The 23,307-nt window shown below is 45.5% G+C and carries 18 protein-coding genes; 1 reads left to right on the plus strand and 17 read right to left on the minus strand.

All coding sequences use genetic code 11. The features are described 5' to 3' along the window. Positions 1-180 precede the first annotated feature (180 nt). From PSAB_RS13665 to PSAB_RS13710, 10 genes are all read right to left on the minus strand, one after another. Positions 181-711 (minus strand): gamma carbonic anhydrase family protein, encoded by a 531-nt coding sequence (locus PSAB_RS13665; RefSeq protein ID WP_025335143.1) that lies wholly within the window; start codon positions 709-711, stop codon positions 181-183. A gap of 51 nt (positions 712-762) precedes the next feature. Beyond that, entirely contained in the window at positions 763-1,710 is a 948-nt protein-coding gene (locus PSAB_RS13670; protein ID WP_051529770.1) for a beta-keto acid cleavage family enzyme, read from the minus strand. Positions 1,711-1,772: 62 nt separating this feature from the next. Next, positions 1,773-2,879 (minus strand): Glu/Leu/Phe/Val family dehydrogenase, encoded by a 1,107-nt coding sequence (locus PSAB_RS13675; RefSeq protein WP_025335145.1) that lies wholly within the window; start codon positions 2,877-2,879, stop codon positions 1,773-1,775. After that, entirely contained in the window at positions 2,876-4,294 is a 1,419-nt protein-coding gene (locus PSAB_RS13680; RefSeq protein WP_025335146.1) for an MFS transporter, read from the minus strand. The genes PSAB_RS13675 and PSAB_RS13680 overlap by 4 nt, the downstream gene beginning before the upstream one ends. A 223-nt stretch (positions 4,295-4,517) precedes the next feature. After that, positions 4,518-6,638: a hydantoinase/oxoprolinase family protein gene (locus PSAB_RS13685; RefSeq protein WP_025335147.1), complete on the minus strand. Its 2,121-nt coding sequence runs from the start codon at positions 6,636-6,638 to the stop codon at positions 4,518-4,520. A 15-nt stretch (positions 6,639-6,653) separates the two neighbouring features. Further along, a complete protein-coding gene (locus PSAB_RS13690; RefSeq protein WP_025335148.1) occupies positions 6,654-8,438 on the minus strand; it encodes a hydantoinase B/oxoprolinase family protein in 1,785 nt (594 codons plus the stop codon). A gap of 38 nt (positions 8,439-8,476) precedes the next feature. Continuing rightward, entirely contained in the window at positions 8,477-9,823 is a 1,347-nt protein-coding gene (locus PSAB_RS13695; protein WP_025335149.1) for an MFS transporter, read from the minus strand. Between the two features lie 212 nt (positions 9,824-10,035). Then, the gene (locus tag PSAB_RS13700) at positions 10,036-11,295 is read right to left on the minus strand and encodes an alpha/beta hydrolase (RefSeq protein ID WP_025335150.1); all 1,260 of its coding nucleotides are present in this window, start codon (positions 11,293-11,295) and stop codon (positions 10,036-10,038) included. A 332-nt stretch (positions 11,296-11,627) separates the two neighbouring features. Further along, positions 11,628-12,077, minus strand: a complete 450-nt coding sequence (locus tag PSAB_RS13705; RefSeq protein ID WP_025335151.1) for a MarR family winged helix-turn-helix transcriptional regulator — start codon at positions 12,075-12,077, stop codon at positions 11,628-11,630. 444 nt (positions 12,078-12,521) lie between these two features. Continuing rightward, positions 12,522-13,979, minus strand: a complete 1,458-nt coding sequence (locus PSAB_RS13710) for a S8 family serine peptidase (RefSeq protein WP_025335152.1) — start codon at positions 13,977-13,979, stop codon at positions 12,522-12,524. A gap of 406 nt (positions 13,980-14,385) precedes the next feature. Here PSAB_RS13710 and PSAB_RS13715 point away from each other — a divergent pair, with 406 nt between their 5' ends. Further along, positions 14,386-14,943 (plus strand): cysteine hydrolase family protein, encoded by a 558-nt coding sequence (locus PSAB_RS13715; RefSeq protein ID WP_025335153.1) that lies wholly within the window; start codon positions 14,386-14,388, stop codon positions 14,941-14,943. 149 nt (positions 14,944-15,092) lie between these two features. Here the strand turns inward: PSAB_RS13715 and PSAB_RS13720 are convergent, their stop codons facing one another. The 7 genes from PSAB_RS13720 to PSAB_RS13750 are packed head-to-tail and all read right to left on the minus strand — an operon-like array spanning position 15,093 to position 23,003. Next, on the minus strand, positions 15,093-16,094 hold the full coding sequence (locus PSAB_RS13720) for an ABC transporter permease (RefSeq protein ID WP_025335154.1): 1,002 nt from the start codon (positions 16,092-16,094) through the stop codon (positions 15,093-15,095). Next, a complete protein-coding gene (locus PSAB_RS13725) occupies positions 16,084-17,589 on the minus strand; it encodes a sugar ABC transporter ATP-binding protein (RefSeq protein ID WP_025335155.1) in 1,506 nt (501 codons plus the stop codon). Before PSAB_RS13725 ends, PSAB_RS13720 begins: the two co-directional genes overlap by 11 nt. A 57-nt stretch (positions 17,590-17,646) precedes the next feature. After that, a complete protein-coding gene (locus tag PSAB_RS13730) occupies positions 17,647-18,630 on the minus strand; it encodes a substrate-binding domain-containing protein (protein ID WP_025335156.1) in 984 nt (327 codons plus the stop codon). A 27-nt stretch (positions 18,631-18,657) separates the two neighbouring features. Then, positions 18,658-19,974, minus strand: a complete 1,317-nt coding sequence (locus PSAB_RS13735; RefSeq protein ID WP_226991711.1) for an ArgE/DapE family deacylase — start codon at positions 19,972-19,974, stop codon at positions 18,658-18,660. 13 nt (positions 19,975-19,987) lie between these two features. After that, complete coding sequence (locus tag PSAB_RS13740) at positions 19,988-20,722, minus strand: glutamine amidotransferase (RefSeq protein WP_038595882.1); 735 nt, start codon at positions 20,720-20,722, stop codon at positions 19,988-19,990. Positions 20,723-20,751: 29 nt separating this feature from the next. Continuing rightward, the gene (locus PSAB_RS13745) at positions 20,752-21,993 is read right to left on the minus strand and encodes a Zn-dependent hydrolase (RefSeq protein ID WP_038595885.1); all 1,242 of its coding nucleotides are present in this window, start codon (positions 21,991-21,993) and stop codon (positions 20,752-20,754) included. Then, a complete protein-coding gene (locus PSAB_RS13750; RefSeq protein WP_025335160.1) occupies positions 21,990-23,003 on the minus strand; it encodes a LacI family DNA-binding transcriptional regulator in 1,014 nt (337 codons plus the stop codon). Before PSAB_RS13750 ends, PSAB_RS13745 begins: the two co-directional genes overlap by 4 nt. Between the last annotated feature and the right edge of the window lie 304 nt (positions 23,004-23,307).

The following is a 23,307-nucleotide window of genomic DNA, read 5'->3' on the forward strand; positions in this document are numbered from 1 at the left end:
CGCTTCGTAATTAACAGCCTGATTCGCCACCTTTACCACCTCTTATTAGAATTTTAGTAACAGAGAGCTAACAGATTTAGGCTTTAAATAAAGAATATATTTTCCAGACTGAACAGTCAAGATGCTTCATGACAAAAATCCTTTGTTAATTCCTCATTACCTGGATGATATACACAGGCTTCATTTTAAACTGCTATGATATTTATACCTGCTGTCGTATTGTTCAACCAGCTTCAAATATACGTTCGAACTTTCCTGTACCCACCACAAGGAGCTACCGGACAATTCTTTCTTGAATTGTCCCGGGGAACCCGTAAAGAGCTGACGGTCCTCGATTCTTGTATTTCCCGTAATTACGCTGCCCGCTGCGATGACATTTTCGTTTTGAATGACGGCCCCGTCGAGAACAACCGCATTCATGCCGATGACGTTGTTGTTACCGATTGTACAGTTATGCAGGATAGAGCCATGCCCGATCGTATTGTTGTCCCCGATAAACGTTCCTGAGTCCGTCATATGAACGACACAGTTGTCCTGTATGCTGTTATTTTTCCCGATCCGGATCGACCCTGCGTCCCCCCGGAGAACCGCTCCGAACCAAATGCTGCTGCCCTCCTCTATGACGACGTCGCCGATAATGGTTGCAGTGGGCGCAATAAAGACTCCGTCGGCAATCTTCGGATATATTCCATTAAACTCATAAATATTCATTCGTTTCGATTCTCCTATCGTAAATATTCGGAAACGGCAAGACGCTCTTACTCAATAGCGGCTAGGTATGGACGAAACCCCCAACATGCTCCTTGCTTGCTCCGGTGTTGCGATTTCACGGTTAAGCTCTCTTGAGATGAGGGCAATTTTGGCGACGGCCTCAGCATTGTTCTTCAGCTTCTGACCGCGCTTTAGATAAATATTGTCTTCCAAACCTACGCGCACATGTCCTCCGAGCAGAATGCTTTGCGTCGTCATCGCCCATTGGTATTTTCCGATGCCGGCGACGGTAAAATGCGCTCCGGCCGGTAGCTCGCGGGCCATATGAATCAGGTTTTCAGGCGTAGGGTAAGTAGCGGTCTGATAACCCATCACAAATTGAAACAAGTATGGCGTCTTGATTAATCCTTCGGATATCAGTTTTTGAGCCACCCAATATTGACCGGAATTATACATCTCCATCTCGGGTATGATGCCTTTCTCGAGCATGCCCGCTGCCAGCTGTTCAATGAAGCCGTACGTAAAAGGGATGCAGATGTCGTATTCCTGGGAGGGACGGGGATGGTCCAGAGCTTCTTCTCTGGCCTTGATCACAAAACGCGACATATCCGGTCCCATGTTTAGTGATGCCATCTCCGGCAGCGCATCCAGACTGCGAAGCCTGTCCTCCATGGTCGATGTCGGTCCGCCTCCAGTTGTATTGTTGATTATGATATCCGGACATCGTTCCCGAATTAACGCATTGATCCGATACATAACTTCGGGGTCCATTGTGGTGTCTCCGAGATTGTTTGGATCCCTCCCGTGAACATGGACAACGGACGCCCCTTCATTGTAGGCCTCATAAACCGAATCGGCAATCTCTTCGGGTGTTTCCGGAATTCCCCGATGAGACTCTTTTCCTTGAACGCCTCCGTTGCAGCAGCAGGTAATAATCAAAGGCTCCATCGATGTGACCCGTTCCATCCACTCATAAGAATCGGTATAATTCCAACTCATCTATAAACCTCCCTGTTTGTTTACCTCTACAACATTTTCAATGCTTATCTTCTTGCAAAGAACTAGACTCGTACCGGCCTTCTGCTCAAGGTATGATGACTGTTTTGCAGAAATGCGCTCCGTGATTGCTTCAATTTCATTATCCGTTCTTCAGCGAGCCTGTCTGCAGCCGCATAGGTAGGTATGCCGTCACGCTTCGAGATTTCAAAAATGCGTTCGATCGTAAGATGAATCTCTGCAATTTTGTTATACGCGCGTTCCCGGTTATAGCCGTATAACTCGTCCGCTATATTAATAACTCCCCCGGCGTTGATGACATAATCAGGCGCATAAACAAGTCCGAGTTCATGAATCAGATCGCCGTGCCTTGCTTCCTTTAATTGATTGTTTGCAGAACCGGCGATGACTTTTGCTTTTAAGCGCGGGATCGTCTCGTCGTTGATCGTCGCACCGAGCGCACAAGGCGCGTAAATATCGCAGTTGACATCATAAATATCGTCCGGGTCTACGGCAATGGCATCGAATTGTTCTATTGCCCGCCGAACAGCCTCTTGTTGAATATCGGTGACAATCAATTTTGCTCCTTCCGTATGGAGATGTGAATATAAATGGGTAGCCACGTTTCCTGCCCCCTGGACGGCGACCACTTTCCCTTCCAGCGAATCGCTGCCAAAGGCTTCTTTTGCCGCCGCTTTCATCCCTTGATAAACCCCGTAAGCCGTTGCCGGGGAAGGATTGCCTGATGAGCCGTATGTGGGGGAGATCCCCGCTACAAAGTCGGTTTCTTGGTAAACGATGTCCATATCCTGAACCGTTGTCCCGACATCTTCAGCCGTGATATACCGTCCGTTTAACCCCTGGATAAAACGTCCGAAAGCGCGAAACATTTCCTCATTTTTATCTTTTTTCGGATCACCGATGATAACCGTTTTCCCTCCTCCAAGATTAAGACCCGATACGGCATTCTTATACGTCATGCCTTTGGCGAGGCGCAGGACGTCTTCAATAGCCGCTTCTTCAGAACCATAATTCCACATGCGAGTGCCGCCGAGAGCAGGTCCAAGCGATGTATCGTGAATGGCAATAATTGCTTTCAGCCCCGATTGCTTATCCTGGCAGAACAGCAGCTCCTCATAATCGTCTCGTTCCATGGCTTGAAATAATTTCATCTCATTCTTCCTCCATCTTTCTCTGTCTTCGTCTTGTGCCACAACAGGAGGCTTAGGAGAGCTCCCGCTTCAATAAAAAGCGCAAATAAAAATACGGATGTTTCAATACCTATCTGCTCAGCGGAATATCCCAGCAATATGACGGGAAATGCAATCCCTGTATAACTAAATAGATAAAATAAAGAAATAATGTCGCCCCGTATATCGTCCGCTACCTCTGTGCTAATTGACACAAGACTTCCCGCATATAAAGGACCGTGCCCCAATCCCACACAAATGGCTGAAGTAATCAGCAAAACGATCGACATATGTTGAAGAGTCGCCGCAACTCCCATAAGTCCCAGTGACAACAGTAAAATCCCAACCGCCATCATTTTCATAACGGACAATCTCTTAAACAAAAACTGGCTGAACGTTGATAGAGCAAAGATCGATGCAATCATCCCGCCGGAAAGAATAAAATTGAATTTGCCGGCCCATTCATTCAAATAGGAAGGAATGACGGAAAGAAACAAGCTGACGACTCCCCAGGCTATAAACGAGGTCGCTGCAGCCGTATAAGCGTGCAGCCGGATCGTTTTCGGAATGTTCAGCCCATGAAACCGAACGCGATGCGCTTTCCGGTAGCTCACCTTAACTGTCGACATTCCGATCATGCCGAGAATGACCAGGCCGCCATAAACGATATAGGGCAGTTTTGTCGGCATTGGCGCAAATTGTGCCAATATACCAGCCATAAATGGTCCTAATGAGCTTCCTGCCGTTACCGCAAAAGCAGTGACAAGAGACGATGTTTGCCAATTGCGATTCCGTTCCAGTTCATTTAGGGTGGATGAGGAAACGCAGATAAATGTTCCGACCGCCAGTCCCTGTAAAATTCTTGCCATAATTAGAATGGGTATGTCGTTTGCCAGAGTTGAACATACCGCTCCGGATAATGCAGCCATCAAACCAAATATCAATATTTTTCGTTTGCCGAACCGTTCAGCCAATTGTAAGAAGATAAAGAGCCCGGGAATGACAGAGAACACATAGGCGGCAAATAAAAGCGTGATCATCCCCGAAGTCAATTGCCACTCTGTTCGATAAATGGAATATAACGGGGAAGCGACATTAATACCAAAAATGGTAATAAACAAGCTGTAGGCGACGATCCAAAACGACCTCGTTTGCGCTCCTGTCTTTGCCATACCCACTTGAAGAACATCGCTCAAATTCGCCATTTGGCTGATCACCATTTCTAACTTATCATCTTCAATGGAGACTTCAATTTGAATGCGGGAAATTCCGGGACTACCTCCATGACCGATCGTTATTTTGTCGATATTGGTTTCAAAGAGGGTAAACAACTGCGAAACACACGCCAATACGCCTGGACGGTTATATACCAAAACCGAAATGTTCCGTACTACCACACTCTCCCACCCATCGTTGACCTAATATAGCTTAATAACCCGACATACAGACTTAACAGAATTTCCCTACCAAGATAGCCAGCATGCCCTTGATATATGGCGGTAACTCCTCATCTCATTTTTATCTCAAATATTGCTTGAAAAGGATGCAGCAATTTCGAGAAAGGTACGGGTACGGATTCGTACCCGCATGTTTGATCGTCCTTCAGCTTTCAGTACTTGATTATTGGGTAACCGGAACCGATGCGGTTTGATTGGCAGGAGCGAAGTATTCTTTCATGTCAATAACATAGTTTTCATATTTCGATAACGTTACCGTGCTGCCCGGCGTGACGACAATATTGGTTGTCGGCTCTTCAATAATTGCCGGGCCTACAATTTTATTGCCGGCTTGCAGCAGCGTCCCGTCATAGACCTGGACATCGACCAGCCCACCCATTTCTCTAAAATACGCTTTCCGCGTAGCTTTCAGAGATGAGCGATTCGGTGTTTCTGAGGAAAGAGACTGTACTTGAAGGTTGATCTCCGGCGTGATTCCTCTCGCGATAACCTTCCAAACGACAAATTCAACCGCTTGCCCCTTTTCCATGGAACCAAGCGTAAATTCATGCTTCGAGTGGAAGTCGTCAATCAATGCCTCCAAATCCTGAACGTTCTGAATTGCATTGCTCCGGAGCGGAACCGTCAGCTCGCGTTCCTGGAATAAGTATCGGGCTTCTACCGCAAATTCAAATACCTGATTTTCTTTGGATACACCGACGGTATCCAGGAATGCCCTAGCGTCTGCGGCCAGCTTGTTTAAGACGGACTTTACTTTTTCATAATCAAATCCAGTGGAGGCGGTCAAATGGCTGCGGTTAAATTCGCGCACGACATCGGCCACTACTCCGCCGAATGCGCTCAACGTGGACGCGGTTTTCGGCACAATGACCTCTTGGCATCCAAGCTGGGATACGATGGGAATAATATGCATACCGACTGCGCCGCCGCCTGCGACAACCGCATACTCTTTCGGGTCGATCCCTTCAAACACGGTCATATCCCGAACCGCCTCCGTCATCAAATGATTGGCGGTATTATAGATGGTGTAAGCCGCATCCATGAGGCTTAGATTTAGCGGTTCAGCGACCGATTTCATAATCGCTTTTTCGGCCAGCTCTTTGCTCACTTTCATATTTCCGCCCAGGAAATAGTTCTCGTCCAAATAGCCGAGGACAAGATTCGCATCCGTTACCGTCGCTCTTTCCCCGCCCCGCATATAGCAGGCAGGACCTGGAACGGAGCCGGCGCCTTCAGGACCGACGCGGATTAATCCGCCATCATCAACCCAAGCGATACTGCCTCCTCCTGCGCCGATCGTTTTCACATCGACCTTCGGAATGCTTAACCGCTCGTTCTGAATGACGTTGTCATTGGATATCGTAATGATGCCGTCGGTAACCCGGCTGACGTCAAAGCTGGTGCCGCCCATATCGCACGTAATGACATGATCTTTACTCAGTTCTTTCTTGGCGTAAAATCTTCCCGATACCGGAGCGAGCGCCGGACCGGAGTCTAAGCTGTAGATAGGGCTGGCAATCATTTCTTGCGGAGAGGTTACACCGCCGGAGCAAGTCAGCAGCGACAATTCGTTTCGATAGCCAATTTCCCGCAGACGGTCTTCAAATGTACTGACATAGTGCGTTATCAGCGGCTTAAGCGAAGCATCGATAACCGTGCTGACTGTTCTGCGATATTCCCGTATGCGGGGATTGACGACATGGCTTAACGCATACGTTTTACCCGGCCACTCTTCTTCAATGATTTCACCGATTCGCAGCTCATGAGCCGGATTGACGAACGACCACATTAAGGAAACCGCGACCACTTCGACGTCATATTGTTTGAATTTCCTTATCGCCTCTCTCACTTCATCTTCATTGAGAGGAATGTCGATTCCCCCTTCCGCATTGATTCGTTCCGTCACCGGGAGCGTCAAATAGCGTGGAATATACGGTTCCGGATAATCCAAATACCAATCGAAGGGGTTTTCTTTGCCGGCTTCACGGAATAACAGCACGTCCCGGAATCCTGTCGTACAGATGAGACCCACCTTGGCTACCTTGCGTTCGATAAGCGCATTGGTGCTTGTAGTGGTACCATGCCCGAAATACTCGCACGATTCCATCAATTGTTGGAGCGATTTACCATAAAAATCTGCCGCTATAGTAAGTCCGTTAATGATCCCATCCACCCGATTTTCCGGAGTAGTTAAAGCTTTAAAGATGTTGACACTTCCGCTTTCGTCCACGACGACTAGATCTGTAAACGTACCGCCGATATCGGTACAAATTCGGATACCCATTAGATGCTACCTCCCTTATTGTTCTGCCTTTTGTCTTAATTTCTCTGTCGCCTTCCAATCGACTGCATACATCTCCGTTGTCGTATCAATGACAACGCCATAGGCTTCTCTCGCTTTTTGAACGGAGACCCATCCTTCTCTTACGCGATGGCGTACCCGCTCCGGGTCGCGCTCTAACGGATTGCCGAAGCCGCCGCCAGAGCTTATCTCCGAAACCAATGCTTCGCCCGGCGCCAGTTCGATTCCATGAAACATCGGCAGATCTTCCTGCGAAGTTTTGTCTTCCTCGAGCCGGTACATGGCCGCATTGGCTGCTGACCCGTTATGTCCGCCTTGCGCTCCGCGTGGAGGATTGTATTTGCCGTCGCAAACATACATAAACGTCACCTTGTCGGTACGCGGTACCATAACTACCTTCGTTGCAGGTGCACCGTCCCACTTCCCAGCCCCGCCTGAGTCCTTGATCAACTCTTGCATCACGTACTGGATCGGATATTTCTGTTCAATAACCTCGAGCGAATTCCATTCCATCATGCCGCCATTACAAATACAGTAGGCGATATACCCGTCATGACCGTGCACCCCCATGCCGCCCGTATGACCTGAAATTAGCTGGGTTACATAAGGTCTTCCATAACGGGAGTCAAAGCCGGAAATAACGGAAAGCGACGGTGGCTGGGCAAACGCGCCTTCGGCCATGCCAAGCGATTCGCTCACCTCATTGAACGCGCATTGCACCGCTAGCACCGCTCTATCATGAATATTGGTCGTGGCCAGCGAAGAGGAATACGGCAGTTTGGCCTTCCCTACGACACTGTTTTCGCGCATTTTCACGATGATACGACTGAATGTTCCTTCACATAGCGGAAGATCGGAAGGCATGTAATTGAGAACCCCGGTCCGTCCCGCCGACAGCACTGTCGCTTCGCACAGATTCAATCCTGCCGCTACCGGGTCTGCGTTATCCCTAAAGTCGACCTCGACATAGCCTTCTTCCGGATCGATCGTCAATTTTACTTTTACATTTACGCCATCGGGCAGTAATCCCGGGATTGGATCGTGTTTCGATTCGTTAATCCACGTTCCTGCCGGAAGCTTTTTAATTTCCTCGATCATTCTGCGGCTTCCATACTCTTTCCATTCTTGAAAAAAAGCCTTGATCGTTTCTTTTCCGTATTTAGCGATCAGTTTCGATAATTCCCGCTCGCCAATTCTTGCAGCGCCAATCATCGCCAGGTAGTCTCCGTACCAGACATCCGAAACGCGGATTCTCATTTTGGCCATCCGGATGATATCGTCCACATCTTCATAGTTTTTCTGGATTTTGACACACGGAAAGCAGAGCGCTCCTTCCTCATAGATATCTTTTGCCATCGCGTGATACGTAGTGGGCACGCTGTTTCCAATGTCGGCCTGATGTCCCCTCACCGTACAAAGAAACATGAGTTCGCCTTCATGGAATACGGGAACGATAATCGTATAATCGCCCATATGCGTATTCCCGTGATAAGGCGAGTTATTAAGAAGGGCGTCCCCCGGAGCAAGAGATTCCGGACTGTGAAACTCAAAAATCGATTTGGCCGTCAAGCTCATATTGGCAACGTGGACCGGAAACCCGTTTGGCAGCGCTATAACGTCGCCGATGCCATCACAGATTGCGGTAGAAAAGTCCCTCGCGCTGCTCATGACGCTTGAACGTGCGCTTCTTTGAAGCGTATACGACATTTGTTTGGAAATGCTGTTGACTTTACTTGAGAGTATCGCCAATAAATCCGGAGCGATCGTAACTTGATTGTCCACATTACTCACCTGCTTATTAAAATTTTATAATATGTTGACTATTCCGACTTCTTTGGAATCAAGATGACGGCTAGTACGGCCAAGACCGCAACGATGGCAAAGGTATAGAAGCTCCATGCCAATGGAACATTTTGGGTTAAGAGCAGTCCTCCTAGCACCGGACCCGTTGCTGCTCCGATTCTCCCAATACCAATCGTAAATCCGGTTGCGGTCGCCCGATTTTCGGAAGAAAAATACGAGCTGACGAGCCCAATGGTAATTCCTGTCGTTGCAACCACCCCAATCCCTGCAATTCCGATTAAACTATAAAGTATAAACATGCTTTCTATTTTAAAGCTCAGCAAGAAAATGCTTATAGCAGTTAGCGAATAGGCGACGCCAAGGACCCATTTTGAACCAATACGATCGGCAATTTTCCCTCCAATCAGAGAACCTGCAACCCCGGTTAAGTTAAAAACCAACATGAATACAAGACTAGATGTAAGCGGGTATCCGGCTTGCTGCATTAATTTAGGCAGCCATGTATTTAAACCGTATGCCATTACAAAAGTGAGGAAGTAAATCATGGATGCAATGATGATGATGCCTATATATTTCTTGGATAGCAAAGATCTAAAAGCTTGTAATTTCTCCGCCTCTTGAGAGGTATTCTTTCTTTTGCTTTCTTCAAAAGTATCCAGAGAAAGGTTAAACCGATTAGCGATCGCTGCTGCCTCATCTCTTCTATCCTTCGCCAACAGAAAGCTAATCGACTCTGGTAGAAACTTGATAATGAAAGGAATAACCAGCACGGGAGCGATGCCGATCCAGAACAAAATGCGCCATCCCAAATTATCCAGAAAAAACAAGGCGGTTAATACAGCAGCAATGACTCCGAAGGTAATCCCGGTATTTGTAACGACAAAATTGAATGAACGCCGATGTACTGGCGAGTATTCGATTGAAAGCGTCGCTACGCTTGGAATGATGCCTCCGATTCCGAGGCCGACAATGACGCGGGAAAATGCGAACATTTCGGGGGTAGTTGCAGAAGCGGAGATACCCATCGCAATGGAAAAAAGCGCAAGCGAAAAAATTAACGTTTTTTTTCGTCCAATGATATCTGTGATTGCGCCTACGACAATTGAACCTGCCAGTAATCCAAACAGAGAATAACTTGCGATCGCACCGGCCTCTATCGCGGTTAAAGACCATTTCTTCATTAATATTGGAAGTACGGGTCCATAGATTCCGAGATCGTAACCTTCAAAAAAAATGCAGAACCAGCAAAGTCCAATGACCAGACCCGTGATTGATTTCGTACGTTTAACAGCAGAAGTCTTCACGGTTACAGAGGATTGATAACTCGTTTGGCTCTCATGAACCGTTCCCGTATTATTATCCATTCTCCAGCCTCCTCATATCGATTTCCGATAAAATTCTAACCATAGAGATCTCCCCTCAACGCAAAAAGTTTTTTCTAACATCTTCTCTATTTGAACTCTTGCAAAATCATAACCGCTCCAGAAGATGAGCGTGACGATCGATTTTCCAAGAGATTGAACTTTATCGAAAAACCATATTGTCATATTCTGCTGCTTTTCATTTTGAATTCAACCTACACTCCGACCGACTGTTTCCGTGATGAAATTTCGGGTGGTTCGGCTCCGCGCCACCAAGCAGGTAGTGCCGATCCTTCGGTCACTCCTCCATCGGTATGCACGTAATAACGATTATCGGTATTTGCTGCAAATCCGCCGTTCAATGCCCGCTCGGTCCATTCCGCGCCATAACGGAAAATTTCCGCTGCAACGCCGCCAAGCGGATGGAACTCGTTCTCGTAGATGCGAATTTCCTTGGGAGCCTCGATCAGTTCATAAAGAGCAAGCACATCTTCAACAGGGATAAGCTCGTCAAATTCGCCGTTCCCGATCAAAACCGGGCAAGTGACCTTCGAAATGAGATCCCAAATGCTGTATTGAGCCGCAATTTCTTTATCAAATTTCTCTTCATCCGTGTAGCCAGTCATATACATGAAATTAGTCTTGAAACTGGGTTGAGCTTTGCTGAAAGACTTCTCCAAATCGCCGGGGCCGGTCATGAAAGTTGCCAGTGCTTGCAGGCGTTTATCGTGTGCAGCTCCCCGCAATCCCCAGTAAGCTCCCATACTGACTCCGAACAAACCGATTCGATTTTTGTCGACCTGCGGAAGCTCCTCAAGAAAGTCGATATATCGGCTGATAGCACGCTGATAGTTGGTTAGTGTAACCTTAAGTCCGTTTGAAACCGTTTCGCCTTGGCCAGGCCCCTCGATGGACAAGGCAACCATACCGCGCGACGTATAATAGCGTTGGGCGATCTGGATATAATCCTCTTTGATCATATCCATACCGGGACCAAGAATGACCGCGGGAGCGTTCGAAACATTCCCTTCGGGCAGATACAAAATGCCAAAGATTTTTTCACCTTCAAAATCAAGCTCCACCCGTTGGATGGTTTGATTGCTCAATCTTGAAATCGTGGCGACGCAATCGTTACACCGTTGGCGAAATAATGTTTTTCTTGGATCATCGTTGAAAAAAGAATATTGCGCTCTTCCCCACATCACTGCTGCCCGTTGATACAAATCTTTAGCGGTTGCCGGGAACCCTTCATTTTCATAATGTTCCGCGCGTTCTTCGGCTTGCGACGCTATAGTCGACCATGCTTTTGGGAGCATGACACCGCTCTTTACTAATTCAAACACCTTATCAAAATCCCTGTGATTGTGACCTAACTCTTCAAGGGTTGCTTTTCCTTCCGGATGAAGGGCATCAAAGCCACCGAGAGAGAGCGCGATGTCCAAAATCCAACTTTGTGATTGTGCTCGTTGCGTCATGTTCAACCTCCGTATTGTTTTTATATAAGTACTTATTAAGTAAGTACTTATATATAAATTAGCACACGTAAGATATGCTGTCAATAACGGTTATGAAAACATACAGAAAACCTATAGTTCGGATGATCAATGTGATTAAATGTAACATGGAATAATTTTAAATGAGGATTATGTGATGTAAAGAAACGATCGACAAAAAGCAGCTGAAATCAAGCCTGCTAACGGGATTGGGGGTTCGTTTTTTTGAACACATTGGAGAAGTTATTGAGATACTGCGGGGAAAATGAAAAAACCTGAATCCTTATATCTCCCATGGAATCAGGTTGAGTGTTTTAAAGCTGATCGATAATTTTGCTCATTCTTCTAATAATTTCAGACGCCGTATTAATTTCCTCAGGAGTAAACACGGTTAATTCCTCTTCTTGCATTTTTTTAATCTTTGCATCTCTTTCCTGGAAAACCTCCAGTCCTTTAGGCGTTATACTAACCGTTACGGTTCGGCGATCAGCGGTTGAACGTATGCGTTCAACGTAACCATTTTTCTCCAAGCCATCTACCAACTGAGTAACGGCAGAAGACCTGTTCTCCGTATGCAGGGATAATTCTTTAATGGATAAATTTCCGTTGTCCGTCAACGACTTCAACGCTCTCGCATGAGGCGTAGATAAAGCTCCGGGAATTTGAGTTGCCCGCCCCCGTAGTCTACCGTCCACAGTTAATAAAGTGTATATGGCTCTGTTCAATTGGTTAATGGCCTCCAGACGTTCTGATGAATCATTCATTTTATTTCTCCTCAACTTACAATTTTTATTCCTAAATAAATATGATACATATAAATTTCATAAAATCAATCAACCCTTCATGACGTCATTTTGACATTATCAAACGTAATAAATTAAAAAAAATGACGCCAATCCGAAGGGAAATCAAGCGCCTTTGAAACCCTATTCTTCTACTACTTGCTGCACAAACTGCTTATAAAGAACTTCAAAAGCCACTCCTAAGAGTGACTTTAAAGTCAGATTATTATTTATTTCTAATACAGTTAGAGCTCATTATCGTCGCGATGAACCGCTATCCCTTTTCTGCTCATTTTACAAGCATATTCTTGCCGCTAAACAATTATTGACGTATGTTCATTTCAAATACTTTCGACAAAAACATACGTCAATACATTTAGAAGGTCTACATTTTATTGGTTATCGGTCCCCTACTCGATTCCGTGATTATCGGCTCAATGCATAGTAGATACTTGCTTCACCCGAGCCGAACAGTGGATCCTGACCCGTCTTCCCGAGATCTTTAGCGCTTTGCTTGATGAGCGATTGCACCTGGGCCGGCGTATACTCCGGATGGGCTGCCTTGATGACGCCAGCAATGCCCGCTACCTTTGGAGCTGCCATCGATGTTCCGTGCAGAAGCGCATAGCTTGTAAGGTTCGAAGTGAAGTAAGGCTCCAGGTAAGTCGGCCATGTGCTGAGCGTACGGTAGTGGAAATCCCTCTCGTCAAGATTGCGGCTTGCATCGTAGTCCGGGCCGTTGTCACCGCCAGGAGCAGCCACGTCGATCGTGCTGCCGTAGTTGGAATAGAAAGCGATTTTCTCTGTGGACCATTTATTTGATGAAGACACGTTGATAACGCCCGGCAGCGTGCCCGGCACTTCTTTCACGGCGCTTTTAAAGTTAAGGCCCAGGTAGCCGTAGGTTTGGTTCATATAGTCGACCACGGCGCCCGAGTCGTTCAGGTTCAGTTCCTCGTTGCCGGCTGCTGCGACAACCGTCACGTTGCTGCTCACGGCATACTGCAGCGCTCGCTTCCAGAGGATCATATCCGCCACATCGCTGTACTTGAGACCTTCATAGGTATACCTGGAAATACCGTCATAGCCCCCGATCGACATGTTAATGACGTCGACCTTGTCCTTAGACGCCTGGACGATTGCTGCTGCGATCCATGAGGTCGGGGCTCCGCCTTCGGCCGCAAATACGCGGTACGACCGGATGCCGAGGCCGGGACCTACTCCCTTGACCTTGCCGTTTGCAGCTATGGAGCCTGCCACATGGGTGCCGTGACCTTCGCGGTCCTTGATGTCGTACGGATCGCCTTTCTCACTGGCGTCGACCCCTGCCGGAACAAAGTTCATGCCCCCAAGGAAATTCGCCTTCAGGTCAGGGTGTTCCGCGTCAATTCCCGTATCGATTACGCCGACAACCGCTTTGTGCGTAACGGTTCCGTCGGCGTTCGTCGTGCCGCCCGTTTCCAGCTTGTAGGAGGCCCCATTGTTCGTAATCCGCTGAATGTCCCACTGATAGGGCCAGTACGTTTCGGCGTCCTGCGGAATATCGGTCACCGGCTGACCGTCAGCGGCCGCGATGTCTTCATCGAGCTTGTACACCATTTCCCGATTGGCAGCCCGTATCCCTGAATTACCGCTAAGAATCGAAAGAAAGTCCTGCCGGTCGGATTCCGCTTCGAGGCCGCCCAATTCCGGAATGGCTCGCAGCACTCTGCCACCTGCTTTTGTGACAATCGATTCATAGTCTGCCGGAAGTGAAGATTGAAACGCGATCACATATTTTTGTTTCTGAGCCGCCTGGTTGGCAGGCTTGGAATACCCTGTTCCGGCAAACACGCTTGTGGTTATTAGCAGCGAACCTAAGACAGCAGCGACCTTTGTTCTCAAATTCTTTTCCTCCCTGTGATAGTGTATAAACCGCATGTTGGCAGCTTTCACAGTAGTATATCAGCATGGGGATAATTAGCTTGTCCGAATTTGTCGATGGTAAGGCGGCCTTTTGTCGTATTTTTCCAAAGTTGGTGCAGGACTTAAAGCAGGGGGCGCTTAGGCCCGACGAAAGAGGTGATAAATATAATGGTTCCTGGGGTTTGGTAAAATCAATCCTGATGTTCTGCCGACTATAAACACTAAGATAATTTAAAAAATGGTAACAAAAATCTAATGCAAGCAGGAGTTTATAATTCGAATTCGAATATTTTTAATTAGAACATTTAAAGGGGGCGGTTTTTATGCAAATAAAAATAGTCAGTGGGTTGTACGGTTTTTATTTTAAAGTAAAGGAGTTTTGTTATTGAACCAAGCATTAGTGATTATTGATGCACAACAAGAGCTGATTGAAGGTAAAGATGGTGAGCCAGGGGTATTTAATAAAGCCAGCCTTCTGGGCAATATCAATGCAGTTATAGACCAAGCTTCGGAAATGGGGCATTTCGTTGTATTCATGCGGGATCTGGATGTTGCCGAGGGCAAAGGCGAGGGCTTCGAAATTCATCAGTCAATCAAAGTACCCGCCGACGCAATAGTTTTTGATAAAAAAGCGACCAATTCCTTTTATGCCACCCCATTACTGGAGGCGCTCAAAGCTAAACAAGTCGAACATCTGATCATTATGGGATGCAAAACAGAGCACTGCATTGATACGGCTGTAAGAGCCGCTACCGTTCAAGGTTTTGATGTGACCCTTGTGGAAGATGGACATTCAACAACGAATAACGCTATCTTATCGGCCGAACAAATAATTAAACATCATAACCGAATCCTGCACGGTCACTATAATGTGGACCATTTTTCCGTCGTGAGAAAGGCCGAAGAGGATTTATTCCAGCCGCCCCATGATATTTACAGATAAAAATAAGGTGACCGGTCATGAGCGAGATTGAATAATAAAAAAACCAGGAGATTGAATTCTCCTGGTAATTTGTATTATTTACATTAGTCATTTGAAAAAATACACGCCTTGCTACCATAACGCAAACTATACCTATTTTAGGGGCTTGCTTATTTCGCCATAGCTTTACGGGCTTTCATTGTGCTTAACCATACAGCAAGCAAGATAACCAGTCCTTTAATCAACATTTGATTATACGAGGAAACATTCAGCAAATTTAAACCGTTGTTAAGAAATGCGATGATTAATACTCCCATTATGGTGCCTGTGATTTTACCTTCTCCACCGAAAAGATTCGTTCCTCCAAGCACGACGGCTGCAATGGCATCCAACTCGGAACCTGTACCGGAATTTGGAGAACCTGTGGAAAGTCGGGATGCCAGAAGAACTCCGGCCAGTGCAGTCACCGCTCCGCTTAACACATAAACGCCTATTTTGACTAAACGAACGTTAATACCGCATAATCTGGCTGTCTCTTCGTTGTCACCAATAGCGTAAACATATCTTCCGAATCTGGTGTGCGTTAATAAAATGTGTCCAAGCACGACAACTACAACCATAATGATGATAGGAATGGGAATGCTGCCTAAATAACCGCGGCCCAAAAACCGAAATTGCGGGTTATTAATAACAATAGGCGTACCTTTCGTATAAACGAATGCCACTCCGGATAAAATCGTCAGCATGGCAAGCGTAACGATGAACGGTGGAATTTTCTGCAGCGAGATCGCACTTCCGATACCTAAACCGATAATACCCCCAACCATGACTGTAATTAAGACTGCCAACGGGACAGGAACTCCCGACGCGATCATACCCGCAACAACAACCCCGCTGACCGCGATTTGCGATCCGACACTTAAATCAATTCCCCCCGTAATAATAACGAAAGTCATAGCAACAGCCATAATCATCAGAACGGCGGATTGTCTAAATACATTCAACAAGTTATCGACTGACAAAAAATCACCGGATAATATGGACATTAAAACAAATAGCAAAATAAGACCAATGACAGCACTTCCTTTATCAAGAAGGAAAGCGGACAATTTTCTTGTAAAATTTGGCTTTTGCAGCATTCTCGCTTGACCGGATAGTTCATTATTTTTCATGCACAACACCTCCAAAAGCTAATTTGAGAATATTATCCGCATTAATATTTTCTTTATCTAAGGTTCCGCTTATCTGTCCTTCACACATCACAAGGGTACGATCACACATACCTTCAATTTCAGGAATTTCTGATGAAATCATGATAATGGCAACCCCCTGTTCAGCCAAACGGCTAATTTCAGCGAAAATTTCGGACTTAGCACCGACATCTACGCCTCTGCAGGGCTCGTCCAGAATCAATATTTGCGGTCTCTGCGAAATCCATCTTGCCAAGATCGTCTTTTGCTGGTTCCCCCCGCTTAGCGTGGCGATTTTTTGTTCAATGCTGGCTGTTTTTATTCTCAATTTCTTTTTATAATCCTCTACAACATTTCTTTCCTTCTTTTTATTTACAAGCAGCTTCTTTTCAAACCTTTTCAAATTCAATAACGTGACATTTTCCCTTACGCTCATTTTCAACGTTAATCCGGTTTCTTTCCGGTTTTCCGTTACAAAACCAATGCCTAACCGGATAGCATCCCGGGGCTTTACTATTTTTCGAGGTATTCCGTGAATAATAATTTGTCCATCGTCTTTTTTGAGTAACCCAAATATCGATTTAGCGATTTCTGTTCTTCCGGAACCGACCAATCCGGCAATCCCTAATATCTCGCCTTTTCTCACTTCAAAATTTATATTTTTCAAAACGTTTTCTACGTTTAAATTGCATACTTCCAAGATCGTTTCTCCGATAGGAACCGCGATTTTATTAAAGTAATCCGTCATTTTTCGATTTACCATTAATTCAACAAGACGATCCGTATTTTCGATTTCATTTGTTTTCAATGTTTTGACATGCTGTCCGTCGCGCAGCACGGTAATTGTATCGCTAATGCGAAAAATTTCTTCCATACGGTGAGATATATATAAGATACTTACTGACTTTTCCTTTAGTTCGGTTATTAATTGAAGCAAAATCTCGATTTCCCGTTCCGATAACGAGGAGGTTGGCTCATCCATGATTAAGATCCGGGCTTGCTGCGAAACGGCTCTGGCAATCTCAACCATTTGTTTTTGCGCAATGCTTATCTCTTTTACCAGCATTTTTGGATCTAATTTAATATTTAGCAACTGTAGAAGATCCGCAGCTTCTGTGTACATTCGGTTCCAATCAATGAGTCCCCATTTCGTTCTTGGCTGATTTCCCAAAAAGATATTCTCGGCGACAGATAAATGGTTGGCAACGGTTAATTCCTGATAAATACAATGGATCCCTAAACTTTTGGATAGCTTTGGTTCCATATTTTCGACTTTATTTCCTTCAAAATAGATCTCGCCGTTATCTTTGGAATAAGCGCCTGTCAAAATTTTGATCAGCGTTGATTTCCCCGCTCCGTTCTCCCCTACAATGGCGTGGCAGCTTCCAGGCGATACGCTGAGTGAAACGTTAGATAAAGCAGGAACGCCGTTAAATTTCTTCTCAATATTCTTAAGTTCCAGAATGGGTTGGTTCAAGGGAGTTCCCCCTTTATTAGTTTATAAAGGGGAGTTTCCTCCCCCCAACAGTTCAGTCTAGTCTTTAAAATATTCGCCCACATTATTTTTGTCCATCAGGATTACCGGTACGTCGATTTGTTTCTCAACCGTCTCGCCTTTAGCTGCTTCCAATGCAGCTTTGACTGCCAATTCACCGATGAGCTCAGGTTGTTGTTGAATCATGCCCAAGATATAACCGTCTTTAATTCCAGTTGCGGCTTCTTTGGTTACATCAAAGCCCAAAATCTTTGTATTCTGGTTATTTGCCGATTCCAAAGCCGCTAAAGCACCTAGAACGCTTCCTTCGGCTGTAGCGAAGATATAATTCATATCAGAATTAGCTTGAAGCATATTTTCCACAATGGCCAATGATTCTTCTCTTTGATATCCTGGTTGTTCGTTCAAGAAGGTTACACCTTTAACATCCTTCAAGGCATCTTTAAATCCGCGCAAACGTTCTTGCTGTACAAAGGATTGGGGAGCCGTAATGACTCCAATTTTTGCCGGCTTCCCGCTCGACTCGATGGTTTTTTTGAAATAAAGGCCCAACTGCTCACCTGCCTTATAGTTTTCAGTACCAATAAACGTATCGACTTGATCCGATTTAACGACCGCATCCGCAGTAATAACGGGTATGCCTTTTGCTTTTGCTTCTTCGACCGCCGGAACTACAGCCGAATTATCCACAGCCATAAGGATCAGAGCATCGACCTTTTTTTCAGAGAAATCCTCAATGGCTGCAACCTGTTTACCGATGTCCAAATTGGGATCGTTCGTTAACACCTCTGCACCGTTCTCTTTGGCGATTTTGTCAATCCCGTTGTTAATATCGATGTAGAACTGATGTCTTAAAGTAGCCTGCGCGACTCCGATCGTAATCTTTTCCTTGCCCGATTCTCCTGCCCCGGCTTCACTTGGACCTTCGCCTGATTCATTGGTGCTGCAAGCCGTTAAACCCAACATACAAAGCAGTAATACCATTGTTGTTAATTTGGTTGCCTTTGAATACTTTCTTTTCATTTGAAAGTCCTCCTCTTAGGTATTTTTTTATTGTGAATCTATGCCGCACCAAGAAACGATAAAGTTGGCGTAGACTTCAATACACTTTAAGTACTCGGAAACGGAAACATACTCATCAACGGTATGGGCTTGTTTAGCGTCACCGCAGCCCACAATAATCGTCGGCGTTGAACCGAACTGGGATAATAAACGGGCATCGCAGCCGGCCGGCATTCCTTCAATTATGGCTTCTTTGTTGAAGAGGGAATGAATAATATTGCTCATTTCTTCAACAACAGGATGATTCACGTCCGTTTCAAAAGGAAAGCCTTCCTGATAAACGGTAATTTCCGGCGGATGTTCCGCCAGCCACGGATCGGCTTGCGCAGTATTCATAATCGCACGCTGCACCTGTTCGTTCACTATATTTCTCGTTTCCTCGAAGCTCTGACCAGACTTGGGATGATAATGAAGGCATGTCTTCATCGTGCATGAACCGGGAACAACCGAACCCGCGATTCCTCCTTCAATTACACCCAAATTAATGGTAGGAGGCGGCAGCAACGGATGTCTTTCCGTCATCAGCCAATAATGCTCCAGTTCCTGCAGACTCTTATAAATTTTCATGGCTTTGTCAATTGCATTGACCCCGTTCCATAACTGGCTGGAATGGATACTCAAACCGGATACTTTGATCTCATGAAACATGAAACCCATATGGGCCGGTTGAATATTCAAATGGGTTGGTTCCCCTACAATGGCTGCATCCGCCTTATACCCTCGCTCCACACAAGCCAATGTACCGTTGCCACCGCCCTCTTCATCGACGACACTTTGGAGAATCAGATCGCCTTTCAATTTGATATCGCAGGATTTAATAACTTCCAGGGCCATAATCATAGCGCTTAATGAAGCCTTCATATCCGTTGATCCCAGACCGTACAGCTTGTCTCCCTCAATCATTCCGGAAAAAGGATCCTTGCTCCAGGCCTGCCGATCGCCAAATGGCATCGTGTCAATATGACCATTCAGAATGAGTGACCTGCCGCCTCCTATCCCTTTCATGACTCCGACTATATTGTTGCGGCCTTCATTGTTGTGCCCTAAATTAGCTCCGGGGTACTTTCTGATCTTGTCGTCCTCAACCGGAAATTCATCAATACTCAAGCCGAGCCGGCTCAGTCGGGCTTTCACAATTTCTTGTCCGGCTTGCTCTTTCCCGCCATCCACTCCATGACCAATGACCTGCGTATCGGTTTGCACCAATTGCGATAGAAATTCGATATACTGATTGCCGCAGCTCGATATTTTCTCTGAAATTTTTTCTAATATTTTCTCTGCCATTCTCGTCTTGTTGTTCATCATTTCACCCGTCATCTTAAGGCTTTAAATAATTCAAAATATTAACCCACAACTGCTGGTAATGTTCCCAATTCATAAATTCCAAAGAGCCCCAGTGTGGAGCGCAATCGCTGGCGAATGCGGCGGTTTTTCCTTTTTTGTATTGTCCTACGACCAGAAACGGATCCTGACCGTAGCTTACAAGCTCTTCGGCATCCGGTTTTGTTGTCAAACGGTTATATCCCAGAAAGGTCGGCCATGAACCTAATCCGTCTACGACCGAATGGCTTTGTACCACTTCCGGGCGGAAGCCCTGCGGTGTCTCCACGCGGTCATCGAAATCCGAGAGTTCTACCGGGAGCACCTCTGCTAGCGGAGAGTTTTTATAGTTGGCCTTTGCTTCTATCCCGGTAAAGGACAGGTACCCGCCAATCATTAACAATCCGCCGCCTTCTTCTACATATTGGCGAATCAATTCCAGACTGTTTGGTGCGATTTCCATTTGATAGAACGTTTGGTTTGGAAGCAAAAAGGTATTGGCTCCGACATCGCTTATGACAATAACGTCATACTTCTTCAGTACATCCAGCTTGTTGGGAAAGCGTACTTGCACTTCGTGCCCAGGCATATAATCAACTTCGATATCCGCATTTCTTATGCATTCCAACAGAAATGTCGCTCCTTCTTCATACTTCGTTGAAGTAAAGCTGTCATAGCCTTTTGTATGAATCATATGAATAACCCAGGACTCTCCCAAAAATAAAACTTTCATTGCTTTCACCTCATAATCCATTTTTTATTTTAATGATGAATTCCCGCTAATCTGGTGATCGATTGATACAAAACTTCCGTTCCCCATGCTAAATCTTCTTTGCTTGTCCATTCATCCGGGTGATGGCTGATTCCATCCTTACTCCGGACGAAAATCATGCCAACCTCGGTGATTTCCGCCATTACCATCGCATCGTGAGCAGCGCCGCTGATCAATTTTTGGACCGGAAGTCCGGCTGCAGCAACCGAATCCTGGACAACGGCGATCACATTCTCCGAACACGGCGTCGGCTTCAACCGGTGAGGCACCTCAATTTCATATTCAATGCCTCGCTCGCTGCAATTCCGCTTGATAAACGCCCTGATTTCATCTTCGACCCGATTCCGTACTTCCTCAACCGGATGTCTGATGTCCAATGCCAATTCCACTCTGCCGGGTATAATGTTGACGCCTCCGGGCAAAGCATTGATTTTACCCACTGTCCCTACGGTCCCTGGGTTTTCTATAGCCAGTTGTTCAAGCTTGCAAATGATTTCGGCCGCAGCAACAAGCGGGTCTTTTCTCATGTCCATAGGAGTTGTCCCTGCATGCCCTGCCTTACCGTTCAAAGTAAGCTGCAGCCAAACCGGAGCGGCTATTCCTGTTACGATCCCTACAGGGATATCTTTACTTTCCAAAATTTTTCCTTGTTCGATATGTAGCTCTAAATAAGCTTTAATGCTCCCCGGCGTTCTTCTGGCTTGTTCTAAATTTTCAGGATCCAGTCCGGATGCTTTCATGGCTTCTGCGATCGAGATCTGATGATCATCCTTGTGCTTATATAAGTCTTCGGCGTTCAATTTTCCAACGATAGCCCGGCTCCCAATCATGCCTGTGTGGAACCTCGCTCCTTCTTCATCGGTAAATACCGCTACTTCAAGAGGATGATCAGGAGTAAGCCCTTTTTCTCTCATCGTTTGCACAACTTCAATTGCGGCTAAAACACCTGCTGGCCCATCAAAGTTTCCGCCGCCCAATACACTATCGATATGAGAGCCGAACATAACAACCGGAGCGCTTGGAGCTGTTCCTTCCCATCTCCCGAACAAATTACCGATTGGATCTTCATATACAGTCAGTCCTGCTTCTTTCATCCTTTGGGTTACATATTCTTTTGCTCTTTTTTCTTCTTCGGTAAAAGACAGCCTGGTTACTCCGCCATGTTCACTCTTCCCGATTTCACTTAAATCCAAAATACTTTTCCATACTCGTTCCTTGTTTATCGCGATCATTTTTTCACCCCTCTTTGAGTTGATCCTCTTTGAATCAAAGTAACGTCCAATTCATGAAGGTGAATATTGTCGTCTGCTTCTACCGGTGATTCACCAATCTTTTTCATGAGCAATTCTACCGCCAGGGTTCCCATTCCATAGATCGACTGGGCAACTGTAGTAATCTCAGGTTCCATAATTTCAGTTAAATTAATGTTATCAAAACCACAAATCGCCACGTCTTCTGGTACTTTTTTCCCCATTTTCAATAGTCCCTTTAGTGCGCCTATCGCCATTAAATCATTTCCGGCAAAGATACCATCGATGTCAGGATGCCGCTCAAGCAATGTTTTAACCGCTTCAATTCCACTTTCAATCTTAAAGTTGCCCTGAACCGTAAGACTGGAGGAATACCATTCTTGCGATTTTACCGCTTGTTCGTATCCCCGGAGCCTGTCTAAGCTTGGTTTATATTCCAATGGTCCGTAGATATGTGCGATCTTTTTGCAACCAATCTCAAATAGATGTCTGACAGCTAACTTAGCGCCTTTTATATTTTTCGATGTGACGATAACACTCGATTCATTCCTTGGCGTTTGATCTATTGTAACCAAAGGAATTTTACTGTTTTTCAAGTAGTGTCTTCGGTAGGCCGATGTATCGGAAGCAATAATAATACCGTCTACATACCTGTCTTTGAGGATATCAAAATACGCTTTTTCCTTACTTTCTTCATTGTCCGAATTGCATAAATTCAGTGTATATCCATAATGTTTGGCTGCATCCTCTACAGCTCTTGCCAACTCAGAGAAAAATGGATTCGTTATATCCGGCAAAACCAATGCAATGGTGTTGGTTTTCTTACGGGCTAGTCCTCTGGCAACCGCATTAGGCGAATAATTCAGCTGATTAATCGCATTGATTACTTTAATCTCTGTTTCAGGAGTTACATATCCGTTTTTGTTAATCACTCTCGAAATCGTTGCAACTGATACACCTGATAGCTTCGCTACATCCCGAATTGTTGCCATGGAATTATCTCCCCCCTATATGTAACCGGTTAGATGGCAGACAATAAAATATTTACCTGCTTTCAAATAAATACTAATTTTTATGTAACCGGTTAGATCAAAGTTAAAAAAATTGAGCTAACCGGTTACATATGTCTGATGGAGCTTTAATTATCATGTATGTTATCATATCTCAATTTTTAATGTCAATAATTTTAATTATAGATGTTAGAATTCCTTACATAAAGGAAGCAAAAACCAGCTAATGTTTGTCAAGCATCCAGTCTTGGAGAATTTAAAAATTGCTGGTATAGTTATTTTTGAG

Source organism: Paenibacillus sabinae T27 (genome assembly GCF_000612505.1).
Classification (GTDB): domain Bacteria; phylum Bacillota; class Bacilli; order Paenibacillales; family Paenibacillaceae; genus Paenibacillus_AQ; species Paenibacillus_AQ sabinae.